The organism is Streptomyces sp. NPDC001070 (assembly GCF_053598835.1).
In genome coordinates, this window is sequence record NZ_JBSFLB010000016.1 from 70,079 (window position 1) to 86,875 (window position 16,797).

The 16,797-nt window shown below is 72.7% G+C and carries 19 protein-coding genes; 15 read left to right on the forward strand and 4 right to left on the reverse strand.

The window, feature by feature from the left end:
• Positions 1–257 precede the first annotated feature (257 nt).
• The 3 genes from ACWDAS_RS20610 to ACWDAS_RS20620 all read left to right on the forward strand — a co-directional run bounded on the left by ACWDAS_RS20610 (position 258) and on the right by ACWDAS_RS20620 (position 1,831).
• Positions 258–776, forward strand: coding sequence for an N-acetyltransferase family protein (locus ACWDAS_RS20610; protein WP_450392748.1), 519 nt, complete (start codon positions 258–260; stop codon positions 774–776).
• A 108-nt stretch (positions 777–884) separates the two neighbouring features.
• The gene (locus tag ACWDAS_RS20615) at positions 885–1,181 is read left to right on the forward strand and encodes a DUF4229 domain-containing protein (protein ID WP_450393028.1); all 297 of its coding nucleotides are present in this window, start codon (positions 885–887) and stop codon (positions 1,179–1,181) included.
• Positions 1,182–1,252: 71 nt separating this feature from the next.
• Positions 1,253–1,831 (forward strand): TetR/AcrR family transcriptional regulator, encoded by a 579-nt coding sequence (locus ACWDAS_RS20620; RefSeq protein ID WP_450393030.1) that lies wholly within the window; start codon positions 1,253–1,255, stop codon positions 1,829–1,831.
• Between the two features lie 195 nt (positions 1,832–2,026).
• Here ACWDAS_RS20620 and ACWDAS_RS20625 read toward each other — a convergent pair whose 3' ends face one another.
• Together ACWDAS_RS20625 and ACWDAS_RS20630 are read right to left on the reverse strand one after the other, a co-directional pair.
• The gene (locus tag ACWDAS_RS20625) at positions 2,027–2,860 is read right to left on the reverse strand and encodes a MaoC family dehydratase (protein WP_450392751.1); all 834 of its coding nucleotides are present in this window, start codon (positions 2,858–2,860) and stop codon (positions 2,027–2,029) included.
• A 74-nt stretch (positions 2,861–2,934) separates the two neighbouring features.
• Positions 2,935–3,360, reverse strand: coding sequence for a hypothetical protein (locus tag ACWDAS_RS20630; protein WP_450392753.1), 426 nt, complete (start codon positions 3,358–3,360; stop codon positions 2,935–2,937).
• Positions 3,361–3,439: 79 nt separating this feature from the next.
• On the opposite strand from ACWDAS_RS20630, the gene ACWDAS_RS20635 reads away from it, so the two are divergent.
• Positions 3,440–3,643 carry a hypothetical protein gene (locus ACWDAS_RS20635; RefSeq protein ID WP_450393053.1) on the forward strand — a complete coding sequence of 68 codons (204 nt, stop codon included), beginning with the start codon at positions 3,440–3,442 and terminating at the stop codon, positions 3,641–3,643.
• An 83-nt stretch (positions 3,644–3,726) separates the two neighbouring features.
• Positions 3,727–5,652: an AMP-dependent synthetase/ligase gene (locus ACWDAS_RS20640; protein WP_450392755.1), complete on the forward strand. Its 1,926-nt coding sequence runs from the start codon at positions 3,727–3,729 to the stop codon at positions 5,650–5,652.
• An 87-nt stretch (positions 5,653–5,739) separates the two neighbouring features.
• Here the strand turns inward: ACWDAS_RS20640 and ACWDAS_RS20645 are convergent, their stop codons facing one another.
• Positions 5,740–5,943 (reverse strand): cold-shock protein, encoded by a 204-nt coding sequence (locus ACWDAS_RS20645; protein WP_354796699.1) that lies wholly within the window; start codon positions 5,941–5,943, stop codon positions 5,740–5,742.
• Positions 5,944–6,250: 307 nt separating this feature from the next.
• On the opposite strand from ACWDAS_RS20645, the gene ACWDAS_RS20650 reads away from it, so the two are divergent.
• From ACWDAS_RS20650 to ACWDAS_RS20690, 9 genes are all read left to right on the forward strand, one after another.
• Positions 6,251–7,123, forward strand: a complete 873-nt coding sequence (locus ACWDAS_RS20650; protein ID WP_450392757.1) for a menaquinone biosynthetic enzyme MqnA/MqnD family protein — start codon at positions 6,251–6,253, stop codon at positions 7,121–7,123.
• 213 nt (positions 7,124–7,336) lie between these two features.
• Positions 7,337–8,992 (forward strand): protein kinase domain-containing protein, encoded by a 1,656-nt coding sequence (locus ACWDAS_RS20655; protein WP_450392759.1) that lies wholly within the window; start codon positions 7,337–7,339, stop codon positions 8,990–8,992.
• Positions 8,993–9,045: 53 nt separating this feature from the next.
• Positions 9,046–10,245 (forward strand): cyclic dehypoxanthinyl futalosine synthase, encoded by a 1,200-nt coding sequence (gene mqnC, locus ACWDAS_RS20660; RefSeq protein WP_450392762.1) that lies wholly within the window; start codon positions 9,046–9,048, stop codon positions 10,243–10,245.
• A 22-nt stretch (positions 10,246–10,267) separates the two neighbouring features.
• A complete protein-coding gene (locus tag ACWDAS_RS20665) occupies positions 10,268–10,672 on the forward strand; it encodes an imidazolonepropionase-like domain-containing protein (RefSeq protein ID WP_450392765.1) in 405 nt (134 codons plus the stop codon).
• Positions 10,673–10,790: 118 nt separating this feature from the next.
• Positions 10,791–11,480 (forward strand): demethylmenaquinone methyltransferase, encoded by a 690-nt coding sequence (locus tag ACWDAS_RS20670; RefSeq protein WP_450392768.1) that lies wholly within the window; start codon positions 10,791–10,793, stop codon positions 11,478–11,480.
• 231 nt (positions 11,481–11,711) lie between these two features.
• Positions 11,712–13,088, forward strand: coding sequence for a geranylgeranyl reductase family protein (locus tag ACWDAS_RS20675; RefSeq protein ID WP_450393033.1), 1,377 nt, complete (start codon positions 11,712–11,714; stop codon positions 13,086–13,088).
• A gap of 118 nt (positions 13,089–13,206) precedes the next feature.
• On the forward strand, positions 13,207–13,671 hold the full coding sequence (locus ACWDAS_RS20680; RefSeq protein ID WP_450392770.1) for a helix-turn-helix domain-containing protein: 465 nt from the start codon (positions 13,207–13,209) through the stop codon (positions 13,669–13,671).
• Positions 13,664–14,023 (forward strand): DUF4180 domain-containing protein, encoded by a 360-nt coding sequence (locus ACWDAS_RS20685; RefSeq protein ID WP_450392773.1) that lies wholly within the window; start codon positions 13,664–13,666, stop codon positions 14,021–14,023. The genes ACWDAS_RS20680 and ACWDAS_RS20685 overlap by 8 nt, the downstream gene beginning before the upstream one ends.
• A gap of 300 nt (positions 14,024–14,323) precedes the next feature.
• Positions 14,324–14,740, forward strand: coding sequence for a hypothetical protein (locus ACWDAS_RS20690; protein ID WP_450392775.1), 417 nt, complete (start codon positions 14,324–14,326; stop codon positions 14,738–14,740).
• Positions 14,741–15,091: 351 nt separating this feature from the next.
• Here the strand turns inward: ACWDAS_RS20690 and ACWDAS_RS20695 are convergent, their stop codons facing one another.
• Positions 15,092–15,871, reverse strand: a complete 780-nt coding sequence (locus ACWDAS_RS20695) for a C40 family peptidase (protein ID WP_450392777.1) — start codon at positions 15,869–15,871, stop codon at positions 15,092–15,094.
• Between the two features lie 555 nt (positions 15,872–16,426).
• Between ACWDAS_RS20695 and ACWDAS_RS20700 the strand changes: the two genes are divergently transcribed.
• Positions 16,427–16,786, forward strand: a complete 360-nt coding sequence (locus ACWDAS_RS20700) for an NADH-quinone oxidoreductase subunit A (RefSeq protein WP_450392779.1) — start codon at positions 16,427–16,429, stop codon at positions 16,784–16,786.
• Positions 16,787–16,797: the final 11 nt, after the last annotated feature.

Sequence of the window (16,797 nt, forward strand, 5' to 3'; positions counted from 1 at the left end):
AGTCGGCGAGCACGGCGATGCGCGATGGGCTCGCGGTCACGTTCGAAGAGCCCTTCGGGCCGGGGATTCGGGGAGGGGGCCGCCCCGGTCGGGCCGTGGCGGCAGTGGGCCCGACGTCAGGTCGGCGGCATGAGGCGGCACCGAGAGGCCGGTGAGCCGGGCATGAGGAGACCCTGAGGGTTCGCCTTAACCAGGATGTCGTCCGGTGGCCGGACGTCCGTCAATCGCTGTCAGCCCGGGTGCCTAGGGTGTGCGCCATGGCACTGCGCTTCACCCTCGACCCCGAGCTCACCCCCGAACTGCGCGGACAGCTCGTCTCCCTGTGGACCGACGTCACCAATGCGGGCGGCGCCGTCGGTTTTGTCGCGCCCGTGGGCCGGGGCGATGTGGCCCCCGAGGCCGAACGGCACTACACGGCGTTGTCCGAGGGCCGGGCGCACATGGTCGCCGGCTTCGACGGCGACCGGCTGGCCGCCTCGACCTTCCTCACCTTCAACACCCATCGCCTGATGAGGCACTGGGCCTGGCTGTACACCGTCATGGTCGACCCCGCCCTGCAGGGCCGCGGACACGGCGCCGGGCTGCTGCAGGCGGCGGAGGACGTCGGCCGCGACCTCGGCCTGGAGGGGCTGAAGCTCACCTGCCGCGGCGGCATGGGGCTGGAGCGCTTCTACGCCTCCGCGGGCTACAAGGAGGTCGGGCGTGTCCCCGCGGCGATACGCGTCGCCCCAGGTGACGACCGCGATGACATCACGATGTGGCTCCCGCTGACCTGACCGTTCCGGGCCCGTGCTTCACTGGTGGGGGTGCGTCCGGTACGTCCCCGGGCCGTAACGAGGGAACCGAAGGAAGTGGCATCGACCGTGAGCTGGAAGCCGAGCCCCATGCTGCGTTACTCCCTGATGCGCCTTGGCCTCTTCGCGGCCTGCTTCCTGGCGATCTGGGGGCTGGTGTACGTCCGCGTGCTGCCCGCCGGTCTCGGTGACTCCAACCTGCTGTGGGTGATGCTGCTCGCGCTGGTGATCAGCGCCCCGCTCAGCTTCGTCGTGCTGCGCGGGGCCCGCGAGCAGGCCTCGGTGCAGGTCGCCGTGCGCGTCGAGCGCACCAGGGCGAACCTCGCCGCCAACGCCGCCCAGGAGGACGCGGCGGACGACGCCGCGCGTGCGGCGCGGAGCAGCTGACACCTGGGGGGCCAGGGGGAGGGGGCGGGGTGACCCGCAAGCGCGTACCGAGGCAGGTGCGCGAACGGCAGATGCTCGACGCGGCGGTCACGGCCTTCGCGCGCCTGGGCTACCGGGCCGCGTCCATGGACGAGATCGCCGAACTGGCCGGGATCAGCAAACCGCTGCTCTACCTCTATCTGAACTCCAAGGAAGAGCTCTTCACCGCCTGCATACAGCGCGAGGCGGCCGCCCTGGCCACAGCGGTGACCGGCGCGGTGGACGCCGGCGATTCCCCCAAGCGGCAGTTGTGGAGCGGGCTGCTCGGTTTCTTCACGCACACCGCCGACCACCCCGACGGCTGGACCGTCCTCCACCGCCAGGCGCGCACCACCGGTGAGCCCTTCGCGTCCGAGGTGGACGCGCTGCGCGAGGGGCTCCTGGAGTACGTGACCGGGTTGGTCGCGGCCGCCGCCCGCGAGGCGGAGTGTGACGCGGCGCTCGTCGAGCGCGAGGTCGCCGCCCTCGCCCACGCCCTGGTCGGCGCGGCCGAGTCCCTGGCCGACTGGGCCAACGGCGCGCCCGGCGGCCGCCCCGAGCCGAAGGACACGGCCGCGACCCTCATGAACTTCGCCTGGCCAGGCCTGGAGTCCCTGCTCGCCCGCGCCTAGGGTCTGTCGGCACATTCCCTCCCCCAGCCTTCGGCCGGGGGTGCCCTGCGCTGCGTTGTCGCATCGTCCGAGTGGCCCGCGACGAGGACGACTCCCCGCCTTGCGGTGCACCGCACCCGGGGGCACCTCGGCGGAGCCGCGGGAGCCAGAATGACGACAGGCTCCAGGACCGGCCGTCACCAGCCGCCGGCGTGGTCAGGGGAGTTCCACCGTCCCGGTGAGATGGAGCCGCTCTCCCGAGCGGACGGCGAACCGCTGGGAGGTGCCCCCACCCGCGGCCGCGTAGGTGACGGTGGCGGGCAGCAGGACGGGGGCCCTGAACCCGGCCCGCAGGGCGACCGCTTGGGCGCCCTCCGGTACGGCCTCGGCGGCGCAGCGGGCGACGGTCCACATCCCGTGCGCGATGGCGCGGGGGAAGCCGAGCGGGCGCGCGGTCAGCGGATGGATGTGGATGGGGTTCCAGTCGCCGGACACGGCGGCGTGCCGGCGGCCGAGGTCCGCGGGCAGCCGCCACTGCGCCACGGCGGGCAGCGCCGCCTCCGCGCCGCCCGAGGACGCGGGGCCGCGGCTTTCCGCGCCGTCCCCGCGGGTCCGCGCCAGATAGCTGCTGTGGTCCTCCCAGACCAGTTCCCCGTCGATGCGGGCCTCGGTGACGATCACGGCCTCCACGCCGCGCCGGTGGGGGCGCAACTCCGCCGCCCGGACGGTGATTCCCGGGCGTTCCCCGGCCCGCAGCGGGTGCCGCTGGACGATCTCGATCGAGGTGTGCACCAGGCCGAGCAGCGGCAGCGGGAAGCGCCGGTCCGCCATCAGCCGGGCCGCCAGGGGGAAGCCGAGGATGTGGGGGTAGGTCAGCGGCAGCCGGTCGGAGCGGGGGAAGCCGCACACCTCGGCGTACGCGGCGAGCCGCCCGGCGTCCACCCGGACGGCGGGCGCGGTGAGCGCCGCGGCGGGCAGGGGCGCGTCGGCGGCGGGGCGCTTGCCGACGCCGTTCAGGACGCCTTTGGCGAGGGTGAGGAGCAGGGGCATCGTGGTTTCCCGCGGGTTCGGTTGACGGTTGCGTGGTGGGCCGGTGGGCGGGGGCATGCCCCCCTGGTGCGCGGTCAGGCGCCCAGCAGACTCTGCCCGCAGACGCGGACGACCTGCCCCTTCACTCCGCCCGAGGCCGGGTCGGCGAACCAGGCCACGGTCTCGGCGACGTCGGCCGGAACCACGACGCGCCCGCCGGTGGCGATGGCCCGGACGACCGGGTGCAGGGCGGCGTGCAGCGCGCCGTGCCCGCCCGCCGAGGCGGGACCGCTCGCGTCGACCACGAGGGCGGCGGGGCTGACCCCGTCCTCGTGGGCGGTACGGACGTCGGGGCCGAGGAGCCCGGGCAGGTCACGGGTGTGCCGGGCGCCGTCCAGGGGCAGGTGCAGGACCGGCGCGGTCAGGGGGCCGCGCAGCGCCACCGGTTGCGGGAGGCCGAGCCCGCGGGTGAGGAGGCGACCGGCGGCCGTGCCCGTGAAACGCAACCAGCGATCGGCCATTGGCCTTCTCCTTACTCTGCAGTAAATTTACCCCCGAGTAAGGTTACCGGAAGTAACGCTCTCCCGTACGGAGTCTCGTATGAACAGCCCCCGACGCGTGGCGATCCCGGCCGGCAACCGCATCCCCTTCGCGCGCGCCGACGGGCCCTGCGCCACGGCCTCCCACCAGGACATGCTGCTCGCCGCCAAGCTCCTCGCCGAGCGCGGCGGGCCGTCCCGCGGCCCGATCTCCGTCTTCGCGGCCGGCGGCCAGGGCGTGACCGCGATCCTCGAACGCCCCTAGAACCCGGGCGCCCCGCCGCAGCACCCGCGACCGGGACCCGACCAGGAAAACAGCACACCGGAACGCCACGAACCGGAGCCGCCATGAGCCGCCAGGCACCGCCGTCCCCCGCCCCCTCTGTCCGTGACGCATCGCAGCAGCCGGAACAGCCGGCACAGCCCCGGAAGCCGGAGACGCTCGTACGGGCCGGACGCGTCGTCCAGGCCTCCGTCCCGCCCCTCACAGCCCCCGTGACGCACGGCAGCCTCGCCGACATCCCGTTCGGCAACGCCGCCGAGGCCCCCGGCGAGCCGGTCCTCAGCCGCAAGGACGAGCGCGGCCGCTGGCGCGACGTCACCGCCGCCGCCTTCCGCGACGAGGTGCTGGCCGTGGCCAAGGGCCTGGTCGCCTTCGGGCTCCGCCCCGGCGACCGGCTCGCGATCATGTCCCGTACGACCTACGAGTGGACGCTGCTGGACTTCGCCGCCTGGGCGGCGGGGTTGATCACCGTCCCGGTCTACCCCACCTCCTCCGCCTCCCAGGCCGCCTGGATCCTCGCCGACTCCGGCACGGTCGCCTGTGCCGTGGAGACCGTCGAGCAGGCCCGGGCGGTCACCTCCCGCCGGGCCGACCTGCCCCACCTGGCGCACCTGTGGCAGCTCGACGCCGGTGCCATCGGCCAGCTGATCGCCGCCGGCCGCGCCGTCCCCGACGTGGAGATCCTCGCCCGCCGCGACAGCATGGGCCCGGGCACGGTGGCCACCTTGATCTACACCTCGGGCACCACCGGCCGTCCCAAGGGCTGCGTCCTCACCCACGGCAACTTCTTCGCCGAGGTCGACAACGCCGTCGAGCTGCTCCACCCGGTCTTCAAGGCGCGGTCCGCCGAGCCCGCCGCCACCCTGCTCTTCCTGCCGCTTTCCCATGTCTTCGGCCGCATGGTCGCCATCGGCTGCCTGCGCGCCCGGGTACGGCTCGGCCACGCCCCCAGCATCGCCACCGAGGACCTGCTCGGCGACCTCGCCGGCTTCCGGCCCACCTTCCTGCTGGCCATCCCGTACGTCCTGGAGAAGGTCCACAACACCGGCCGCGCCACCGCCGAGAAGATGGGCCGGGCCTCCTCCTTCGACCGCGCCGCCCGCATCGCCCGGCGGTACGGCGAGACCCTGGTCGAAGGGGGCCGCCCCGGCCTCGGGCTGCGGACCGCGCACCGGCTCTACGACGCGCTGGTCTACCGGCGCATCCGGGCCGCGCTCGGCGGCCGGTGCCGCTACGTCATCTGCGGCGGGTCACCGCTCGGCCGCCGGCTCGGCGCGTTCTTCGCGGGCGCCGGCATCGAGGTCTTCGAGGGGTACGGCCTGACCGAGACCACCGCCGCGGCCACCGTCACCCCGCCGCTGGCGCCCCGTCTCGGCACGGTCGGCTGGCCGCTGCCCGGCACCGCGGTGCGCATCGCCGAGGACGGCGAGGTGCTGCTCAGCGGCGGGCAGGTGTTCGGCGGCTACTGGAACCAGGCGCCCGGCACCGGGCCGGTGCTGCGGCAGGGCTGGTTCGCCACCGGCGACATCGGCGCCCTGGACGAGGACGGCTACCTCACCATCACCGGCCGCAAGAAGGAGATCATCATCACCGCCGGTGGCAAGAACGTCGCTCCCGCCCCGCTGGAGGACCGGCTGCGCGCCCACCCGCTGGTCGCCCAGTGCATGGTGGTGGGCGAGGGCAGGCCGTACGTCACCGCCCTGATCACCCTCGACCCCGAGGGGCTGGAGCACTGGAAGCGCATGCACCACAAGGCGGACGCCCGCCTGGCCGACCTGGTCTCCGACGCCGAGCTGCGCGCCGACCTCCAGCACGCCGTGGACGACGCGAATTCCACTGTTTCCCGCGCCGAGTCCATACGCCGTTTCACCGTGCTCCCGGTGGAATTCACCGAACCGTCGGGTCATCTCACCCCGTCCATGAAACTGCGCCGCTCGGTGGTCGCCGCCGACTTCGCCCGGGACATCGAGGCGCTTTACGCGGCGCGCTGACGCCCGGCCCGGGAAAGGCAGGAGCCCCGCACGCCTGTGCGGGGCTCCTTGGGTACTGCTCGTTGGTTACTACGCGTCAGGCCGCGATCAGGCGGGGCTGACGTTCTCCGCCTGCGGGCCCTTCGGACCCTGCGTGACGTCGAAGGTCACCGCCTGGTTCTCCTCCAGCGAACGGAAGCCGGAGGCGTTGATCGCGGAGTAGTGGACGAAGACATCGGGGCCGCCGCCGTCCTGGGCGATGAAGCCGAAGCCCTTCTCGGCGTTGAACCACTTGACGGTTCCGGTAGCCATAAGCCCTCCTTGGGCCAAAGGGTTGCCCTGCTCCAGAACCTGCCCTGCTCACTGCAAGAAGTCTGAAAACTACAAAAGCCCGCGGTCACATGCTCCGCAGGCTCTGTACTGCAAGGGAAACCAAACTGCAACTTGCGACGACAGTAGCACGGAGCATCTCCAACGGGGAAGAGCAACAAGATCGGATCTCACCCGTGCCGCCCGGAGGGCGAACGGAGAGTGAAGCGCACATCGCGCCGTGATGGCGCCGCGACGCCCGCCCCGGCCCCGCCGGAAGATCCCCGGGGCGGGGGTCTAGCCTCCTGATGTGGACAAATCTGCGCCTCTTCCATCCGCCGGTGGTGTGCGCCGGGCCCGGCCCCGTGTCGGGCACATCCAGTTCCTGAATTGCGTGCCTCTTTACTGGGGGCTAGCCCGAACGGGTGCACTGCTCGATCTGGAGCTGACCAAGGACACGCCGGAGAAGCTCAGCGCCCGGCTCGTCTCCGGGGACCTGGACGTCGGTCCCATCACCCTCATGGAGTACCTCCGGCACGCCGACGAGTTGATCGCGCTCCCGGACATCGCGGTCGGCTGCGACGGGCCGGTGATGTCCTGCGTGATCGTGAGCCAGGTCCCGCTGAACGCCCTGGACGGCGCCCGCGTCGCCCTCGGCTCCACCAGCCGCACCTCGGTCCGCCTCGCCCAGTTGCTGCTCGCCGAGCAGTACAAGGTCGAGCCCGAGTACTACACCTGCCCGCCGGACCTCTCGCTGATGATGCAGGAGGCCCAGGCCGCCGTCCTGATCGGTGACGCGGCGCTGCGCGCCTCGCTGCACGACGCGCCGCGGCTCGGCCTGGAGGTCCACGACCTCGGGCTGATGTGGAAGGAGTGGACCGGGCTGCCCTTCGTCTTCGCGGTCTGGGCCGCCCGCCGCGACTACCTGGCGACCCGTGCCGACGTGGTGCACGAGGTGCACCAGGCCTTCCTCGCCTCCCGCGACCTGAGCATGGAGGAGGTGGCGAAGGTCGCCGAGCAGGCCGCCCGCTGGGAGGCCTTCGACGCCGACACCCTCCAGCGCTACTTCACCACCCTGGACTTCTCGCTCGGCCCCGAGCAGCTGACCGGCATCGCCGAGTTCGCCCGCCGGGTGGGCTTCCCGGCCCAGTCGCGGGTCGAACTGCTGGGCGGCGCGGGCTGACCCGTCCGGGCCGGCGGCGGGGGCGTCGCCGGCCCGGTGCGACCGGTGCGCCGCCCCGCGGGCCCGGGCCGCGGGACCACTACGATCGGCGGCAGCCGTCGGCAGCAGCTCCGGCCGCCGGACCCGCCCCGGCTGGGGCCGCGACGGCTGGGGTGACCACGGCGGTCACGGGTACAACTCCTGAGACCTTCCGCACCGGCGAGAGGCGCGCAGATGCAGCCGCTGCAAGCGAACGACCCCCCGGCGATAGGCCCGTACCGCCTCCTCGGCCGGCTCGGGGCCGGTGGGATGGGGCGGGTCTACCTGGGGCGCAGCCCCGGCGGTCGGACGGTCGCCGTGAAGGTGGTGCGCTCCGAACTCGCGGACGACCTGGAGTTCCGGACCCGGTTCCAGCGCGAGGTCGACGCGGCGCGCCGGGTCGGCGGCGCGTGGAGCGCGCCGGTACTGGACGCCGACACCGACTCGCCGGTGCCATGGGTGGCCACGCGCTACGTCGCCGGGCCCGCGCTGTCCGAAGCCGTCAACACCTTCGGTCCGCTGCCCCCGGACGGCGTACGGGCGCTGGGCGCCGGGCTGGCCGAGGCGCTGGAGGCGGTGCACGGACGGGGCCTGGTGCACCGCGACATCAAGCCGTCCAACGTACTGCTCTCGCTCGACGGCCCGGTCCTGATCGACTTCGGCATCGCCCGCGCCATGGACGCCACGGCGGCCCTGACCAGCGAGGGCGTGGTCGTCGGCTCACCCGGATACATGGCGCCCGAGCAGGTCACGGGCCGACCCACCGGCCCCGCCGCCGACATCTTCGCCCTCGGCGCGGTGCTGGCCTTCGCGGCCACCGGCCACGGCCCCTTCACCGGGGACAGCGCGGCCGTCCTGCTCTACAAGGTCGCCCACGAGGAACCCGAACTGGAGGGCATGCCCGCCGAACTGCGCCGGATCGCCGAGTCCTGCCTCGCCAAGGACCCCTCGGTGCGCCCGACGCCCCGTCAGCTCGCCGGACTGCTGGCACCCGGCAGCGAGGCCGCCGCGATGGTGCGCAGCGGCTGGCTGCCCGCCCCGCTGACGGAGCGGCTGGGGCGGCAGGCCGTCGAACTGCTCGACCTCGAACCCACGCCGCCTCCGGGCCCGCCGGGCCCCGCCGCCGGTACCGCTGCCGCCGCCGGTGCCACCGGTGGCTCCAACGGCACCCACGGCTCGTACGGTTCGCACCCCTCGTACGGGACGTTCGGGCCGCCGCCGTCGCCGGCCGAGCCCCAGGACGCGCCGCCGCCCGCCCCCGCCCCGGGGCCGCGCCGCGGCCGGGTGGCCGCCCTGGCGGCGACGGGGGTCCTGCTGGTCGCGGCCGCCGTGACGCTGGCGCTCGTGCTGCCGGGCCTCGGCGACGGCTCGGACCAGGCGAAGGGCGGCGAGCGCACCCCCTCGCGCGGCGCGAGCCCCGCCCCCTCCACGGCCTCGTCCCCGTCCTCGTCCCCGTCCTCCCCCTCGGCTTCGGAACCGGCGCTGCCCGCGCTCCCGAAGGCCTTCGTGGGCACCTGGAAGGGCGACACCGTCACCGCCCACGGTGTGCCGGGAACGCTGGAGATCACCCTCCGCGAGGGCAAGGTCGGCGCGGTCGTCGGCCGGGACAGGAGCGTCCTGGAACTGCTCGGCCAGTCCTACGACTGCAGCGGGGACTGGAAGCTCGCCGAGGCCACGGAGAAGAGCATCGTCCTCGACACCAGCGGGGGCGCCAACCCGCACCCCGGGGTGTGCTCGGACGGCTCGACGAACGAGCGGTTCACGCTCAAGGACGACGGCTCGCTGCACTACCGATCGGGCGACTCCCTGGCCGGACAGCCGGAAGGGGACCTCAGGAAACAGGGCGGCTGACCCCCTGGCGTAGGCTGAGCGGGTCCGTCACGACCCCTCGGAAGGGATGCCCGGTGAGCGAGAACGCCGACCTGCAGTCCGTCCTCGACCGTGCCGCCGCCGGTGGCCGCATCACCCCCGAGGAGGCGCTCGACCTCTACCGCTCCGCGCCCCTCCACGCCCTCGGCGCCGCCGCCGACGCCGTGCGCCGCCGTCGCTACGCGGGTACCGAGCACATCGCGACGTACATCATCGAGCGCAACATCAACTACACCAACGTCTGCGTGACGGCATGCAAGTTCTGCGCCTTCTACGCCGCGCCCAAGGACACCGCCAAGGGCTGGACCCGCGACCTCGACGACATCCTGCGCCGCTGCGCGGAGACCGTCGAACTCGGCGGCACCCAGATCATGTTCCAGGGCGGTCACCACCCCGACTACGGCGTCGAGTACTACGAGAAGCACTTCAGCGCCATCAAGCAGGCCTACCCGCAGCTGGTCATCCACTCCCTCGGCGCCTCCGAGGTCGAGCACATGGCTCGCATCTCCAAGGTGTCGGTGGAGGAGGCCATCACCCGCATCCACGCCGCGGGCCTGGACTCCTTCGCGGGCGCCGGCGCCGAACTGCTGCCGGAGCGGCCGCGGAAGGCGATCGCCCCGCTGAAGGAGAGCGGCGAGCGCTGGCTGGAGATCATGGAGACCGCGCACAACCTGGGCGTGGAGTCGACCTCCACCATGCTCATGGGCACCGGCGAGACCAACGCCGAGCGCATCGAGCACCTGCGCATGATCCGCGACGTCCAGGACCGCACGGGCGGCTTCCGCGCCTTCATCCCGTACACCTACCAGCCCGAGAACAACCACCTGAAGGGCCGCACCCAGGCCACGCTCTTCGAGTACCTGCGGATGATCGCCATCGCGCGGATCTTCCTGGACAACGTCGCCCACATCCAGGGCTCCTGGCTCACCACCGGCAAGGAGGCCGGCCAGCTGTCGCTGCACTACGGCGCCGACGACCTCGGCTCGGTGATGCTGGAGGAGAACGTGGTCTCCTCGGCCGGCGCCAAGCACCGCTCCAACCGCATGGAGCTGATCCACCTGATCCGCGCCGCCGGCCGGGTCCCCGCCCAGCGCGCCACGACGTACGAGCACCTGGTCATCCACGACGACCCGGCGAACGACCCGGTCGACGACCACGTCGTCTCCCACCTGTCGTCGACCGCCATCGAGGGCGGCACGGCGCACCCGGAGCTCAAGCTGCTCAGCACCTCCTGACGCCGGGGTACGGAGCCCGCCGATGCTGACGATCCATTCCGGGACGGACGGCACGGCCCTGGTGGTGGACGGCGGCCTCATCGCCGCCGTCGGCCCCCTCGGCGCGGTGCGCGCGGCCCACCCGGGCGCCCGCGTCCGGGCCTGGCCCGGTGCGCTGCGTCCGGGCCTGACCCACCAGGGCGAGCTGCCGCCGGCCCCCAGTCCGCGCGAACGCGTGCACGCCCTGCTGCGGCGCGGCGTCACCGCCGTCGCCACCGCCCCGGCCGATTCCGCGTTGCGCTCCGCCCTGGACCGCAGCGGGCTGCTCCCGGCACGCCAGGCCCCGCCTCTGGAGCCCGGCGTCCGGGCGGACTTCGCCGTCCTCGACGAGCACGGCGCCTGCCTCGCCACCGTCGTCGGGGGCCGCCTGCTGCACCGCAGGGCCTGACCGGCCGACCCGGCCGTCCCGCCGCTCGCGTCCCGGACACGTCCCTGCCCCGCGTCACGTCCGGCTCGTCCAGGGCCCCTGCGCGGGGCCCGCGGGCCGCCGGGTGAAGAATGGGGGCGTGACCCGAGCCTCCCTGGACAAGCAGCCGCACGAAGTCGCCGCGATGTTCGACGACGTCGCGGCCAACTACGACCTGACCAACGACGTGCTCTCGCTCGGCCAGGACCGCCGCTGGCGCAAGGCCGTCGCGCAGGCCCTGGCCGTCCGTCCCGGCGAGCGCGTGCTGGACCTGGGCGCGGGCACGGGCACGTCCTCGCTGCCCTTCGCCGAGGCGGGCGCCCGCGTCGTGCCCTGCGACTTCTCCCTCGGCATGCTGCGCGAGGGCAAGCGCCGCCACCCCTTCCTCCCGCTCACCGCGGGCGACGCGACGCGGCTGCCCTTCGCCGACGGGGTCTTCGACGCCGTCACGATCTCCTTCGCGCTGCGCAACGTCCACGAGACCGACGCCGCGCTGCGCGAGCTGCTGCGGGTCACCCGCCCCGGCGGCCGGGTCGTCATCTGCGAGTTCAGCCACCCCACCTGGGCGCCCTTCCGCACCGTCTACACCGAGTACCTGATGCGCGCTCTCCCGCCGGTCGCCCGCGCGGTCAGCAGCAACCCCGACGCGTACGTCTACCTCGCCGAGTCGATCCGCGCCTGGCCCGACCAGCCCGCGCTCGCCGAGCGGCTGCAGAAGGCCGGCTGGTCGAAGGTCGCGTGGCGCAACCTGTCGGGCGGCATCGTGGCGTTGCACCGCGCGGTGCGCTGACAGGCCGCGCGGATAGGCGGGACGGCGTCGCGTGCCGATGGCTCTCGCCCGGCGGCGTTGTCGTCGGTCGCCGCAGTCCCCCGTAGCCCTTCGGGCGCGGGAGGCGCCCCCACCGCTGCGTCTCCCTTCTCCGCCTTGCCAGGCTCGGCCCTCGACCCGCTCCTTGCTCCACCCCACCTATCCGCGCGGCCTCTAAGCCGGGGCGCCCGGCCCGCGCGCGAAAGCGGCCACATAGACTGCTCGGGTCCGGCCCCGGCCGCTCCCGGACGGTTCAGCAACAGGCCCGCATCAGCCCAGAGCAGCGAGGAGTGCCGCACTGTGACCGAGACCGCCGCTTCGGAACGCAGCGCCGATGTGATCGTCGTCGGTGCCGGTCCCGCCGGTTCGACGACGGCCTACTACCTGGCGAAGGCGGGACTGGACGTCCTGCTGCTGGAGAAGACCGCCTTCCCGCGCGAGAAGGTGTGCGGTGACGGCCTGACGCCCCGGGCGACCAAGCAGCTGGTCGCGATGGGCATCGACATCTCCGAGGAAGCGGGCTGGCTGCGCAACAAGGGCCTGCGCATCATCGGCGGCGGTGTCCGGCTGCAGCTGGACTGGCCGGATCTGGCCTCGTTCCCCGACTACGGGCTCGTGCGCAAGCGCGAGGACTTCGACGAACTCCTCGCCCGCCAGGCGCAGAAGGCCGGTGCCCGGCTGTACGAGCGCTGCAACGTGGGCGCCCCGATCCGGGACGAGCGCACCGGCCGGATCACGGGCGTCGAGGCCAAGCTGGGCGAGGAGAAGACCCCGGTCACCTTCCACGCGCCGCTGGTGGTCGCCGCCGACGGCAACTCCACCCGGCTCTCCCTCCAGATGGGCCTGCACCGCCGCGAGGACCGCCCGATGGGCGTGGCCGTCCGCACGTACTTCACCTCGCCGCGCCACGACGACGACTATCTGGAGTCCTGGCTGGAGCTGTGGGACCGCCGCGTCCCGGGCGACCCGCGGCTGCTGCCCGGCTACGGCTGGATCTTCGGCATGGGCGACGGCACCTCCAACGTGGGCCTGGGTGTCCTCAACACCTCCGCCTCCTTCAAGGAGCTGGACTGGCGCGAGGTGCTGAAGGCCTGGTGCGCCTCGATGCCCGAGGACTGGGGCTACACCGAGGAGAACATGACCGGGCCGATCCGCGGTGCCGCGCTCCCGATGGCCTTCAACCGCCAGCCGCACTACACCAAGGGCCTGCTGCTCGTCGGTGACGCGGGCGGCCTGGTCAACCCGTTCAACGGCGAGGGCATCGCCTACGCCATGGAGTCCGGCCAGATCGCCGCCGACGTCATCGTGCAGGCGCACGCGCGCGGCACCGCCGCCCAGCGGGAGCTGGCGCTCCAGTCGTACCCGCGGATCCTGAAGGACACCTACGGCGGCTACTACACGCTCGGCCGGGCCTTCGTGAAGCTGATCGGCAACCCGAAGATCATGAAGCTGGCGACGCAGCGCGGCCTCACCCACCCGATGCTGATGCGGTTCACGCTGAAGCTGCTGGCGAACCTCACCGACCCGTCGGGCGGCGACGCGATGGATCGCGTCATCAACGGTCTGTCGAAGGTGGCGCCGCGCTCCTGACGTCCTGGCACCACACTCGCCGCGCCGGCCCGTGCAGACGGGCCGGCGCGGCTTTTTGCCGTCTGCATCATTACGCAAACTGCTCTATCCGCATCCGCAAAGGGTAGGATGCGTAATCATGGAGAAGGAGTGGTTGTCCGTCGAGCAGGTCGCCGAGCGGCTCGGCCTGCATGTGCGCACAGTCCGCGGCTACATCCGCGACGGCCGGCTGAAGGCCGTCCGCATCGGCAAGCAGTACCGCGTCGCCCGAGCCGACCTCGACGCCTTCACCGGCCTGCCCGCGGCCGGCGCCCGGCACCGCGTGGAGGTCTCGGCGATCGTCGAGGTCGACGGCATCGGGGCGGCCGCGGCCGACCGCCTGGGCACCCTGCTCGTGGCCGGGGCCCAGATGGCGCGGGCCCCCCACGAGTTGGCCCGGGTCCGGACGGCGTACGACGACGAGCGCTCGCGGCTCAAGGTCGTGGTGCTGGGCGGCGCCGCGGCGACGGCGGACGTCCTGCGCACCATCGACAGCGTCCTGGAGGGGGAGAACGGCATGTTCCCGGCGGAGCGGACCGAGGGCCCGGAGGCGGGCCGTGGCTGACGTGGTGACCGAGCGCCGGGGCGTGCCCGTCCTCGTCTGCGGCGACGAGGGCGCGAAGATCGCCACCGTCCAGGACGCGCTCGACCTGATCGGTTCCGCCTTTTCCCGGGCGGAGGTTGTGGCCGTCCCGGTCGGGCGGCTGGACGAGGGCTTCTTCGCCCTGCGCACCGGCCTGGCGGGGGAGATCCTGCAGAAGTTCGTCAACTACCGCATCCGGCTGGTGATCGTGGGCGACATCTCGGCGTACGTCGCGGCGGGCACGGCTTTTCGGGACCTGGTCCGCGAGTCCGGCCGGGGTGACGACACGTGGTTCGTCGCCGACCTCGACGCGCTCGACGCCCGCCTGGGCTGACCGGGTGCCGGCTCGCGTCGGGACGAACTCGCCCGGCCGGGCGCCCGGTTGCCGTGGTCCGGCGTTCCGGTGGCCGGCAGGGGCGGTGAACGCCCTTGCGGAGACGGCCGCTTCCTCCGGGGCCGGGCGGTGGGGCGGGGGCGGGGCGGATCCGCGTTCTTCTGACATCGATGTCGTTGACATCGATGTCAGATGGGTCTGCCCCGTAGTCAGCTCACGCCCGAAATGCGGGATTTGAGGCGTTGTGCTCATACTTTTGATCACTGCTCGGGGATCCGTGATCAAGAGAAGGGTGCAGTCATGAGCACGCGCATAACACAGACCCTGGCCGCCGCGGCCGCCTCGGTCCTGCTCGCCGGAGGGGGCGTGCTCGCCGCGGCCGGCCCGGCCTCGGCCGTCACCGCCGACCACCACCCGGGCGATCGCCGGGGCGACGAGCGCCGGGATGACGACCGGCGGGGCGACGAGCGCCGGGATGACGACCGCCGGGGCGACGACCGGCGTGACGACGACCGCCGCGGGGACGACCGGCGGGGCGACGACCGCCGCGGCGACCGGCAGGGACACTGCTCCTTCGGTCAGGGCTCCTGGAGGCTCGAGTACCGTCCCGGACGCCTGGTGCGGGTGTACAGCCACGGACGCGTCAAGTGGGTGCGCACACCCGGCCACTGGGTCAAGGTCTGGCACAGCGGCGGCAGGGACTGCGACCGCAGCTGAGCCCGGCCGTCCGGCGCCCGGTCCAGCCCGGCGGGACCGGGCGCCGGACGGCGAGCCCCACCCGGGGCTACCCGGTCGTCCGGCCCCGTGTGCGGTACCTCTCCTTGCGGCGGGGCCGGACTTTCGCGTGTCGCGCGGGCACGCGTCGTCCGGCCGCCGCGCGCCGGGTCCGCCGGCATCACATGTGCCGGGCCGTCGCGGGGCCGGGGGCCCGGGGCACCCCCGGACGCCGGGCGAGAGGCGGCCGCCACGGGGCCCCGGTCCGCGGGGCGCGAACGCCCGTGGGGGAGGGAACGGCGAGGCCGCCGGCCCGGTGCGGGCCGGCGGCCTCCGCGGGGACGGAGCGCGTGATCAGAGCACGCGGACGGCGGACGTCGGCATGTAGTTGGACATCTGCTGGATGACGACACCCTTGCTGGGGTTCGCCGCGTCAAGGTACTGCCCGCCGCCGATGTAGACGGCCACGTGGTAGGCGGAGCCCACACCGCCCCAGAAGAGCAGGTCGCCCGGCTGGACCGCGCTCACGGACACCTGGGTGCCGAAGGTCGACTGCGCCTGGGAGGTACGCGGGAGCTCGACGCCGATGGTGCGGAAGGCGGCCTGGGTGAGGCCGGAGCAGTCGTACGCGCTGGGGCCCGTGGCGCCGTAGACGTACGGCTTGCCGACCTGGGCCTTCAGGAAGCCTATGACGGAGGCGGCGCTGCCCGTCGCGCTGGAGGAGGCCAGCGCGGTGCGTCCGGCGGAGCGCGACGCGGTCGCGGTCTCGCGCGCCTTGGCGGCCTTGGCCGCGGCGCGGTCGCGCGCGTCGGCGGCGGCCTTCTTCTTCTGGGCGGCCTTCATGGCCTCGGTGCGCGCCTCCGCGCGGGCGGCGTCCAGCTGCTGCTCGACGACGGTCTCGTCGATGGCGTCAGCGGCCTCCGCGGCGGTGGCGGTGGTGGAGAGGGCGGGGATGACGGGGATGCTCCCCGTGGTCGCCGGGTCGGCGGCCGAGGGCTCGGCGTTCGCCGAAGACGACATTCCGGTCAGGGCGAGCGTTCCGATGACGCCGCCGGCGACTCCTGCGCGGCGCACCCAGTTGGGGCTCTGCGAGGCGCGTCGCCGGCGGCGTATATGCGAGGTCTGAAGGGACATGAAGACTTGGGTATCAGGCCAGGTCGGTTCCGTTCAACAAAAGTGTGATGCGCCACAGTTGGCTCTTGCGCAGTGGTATTGTCCCCTTTTTGATCTTCCTTATTCGGGATGAACGGGACATCCAAGTCCATATCCTCGTGCGCGCGTTCACGTGCCTCCGGCCGCCGTCAGTGGGGTGTTTCGCGGTTCATCCGCACGGGTGGCGCGGCGCTATCACGCCCTCCGGTCCAGCTCCAATTTGCCTTGAGCGGTCGCCTGCTGATAGTGCGGCACCCCTGTTCACCAGCGGAAACGCAGGTAAATGTGACTTCTGGTGATCGTTTGAGATTCCTGAGTGAGAAGATCACCGCTCATCCCTGTTCATGATCGTTCGCCGGGTGGCGGAGATCACAAAGACCAGAGTGAACCCCGTGTCGCAGATCACAGACCAGGAGGCATAGGATGCGGGCAGCCTGGGCTTGTGAACTGCCTCACATAGAGAGGATCTAGGTGGCGCAGGGCACATCACCGGGCACGGTCCGTCATCAGTCATCGTCGACTGGAAGGAGCGGGGACGTGAATGCCTACGCGCCCATCCTCGTGCTGGGCGGCCTCGCGGCCGGCTTCGCGATCTTCTCCGTGTTCATGGCCTCGATCATCGGCCCAAAACGGTACAACCGGGCCAAGTTGGAGGCGTATGAGTGCGGCATCGAGCCGACTCCGCATCCGGCCGGGGGTGGCCGTTTCCCAATCAAGTACTACCTGACGGCGATGCTCTTCATCGTCTTCGACATCGAGATCGTCTTCCTCTATCCCTGGGCCGTCACCTTCGACGCCCTGGGGATCTTCGGGCTCGTCGAGATGCTCCTCTTCGTGCTCACCGTCTTCGTCGCCTACGCCTACGTCTGGCGTCGCGGCGGTCTGGAATGGGACTAGGGGCGGAGAAT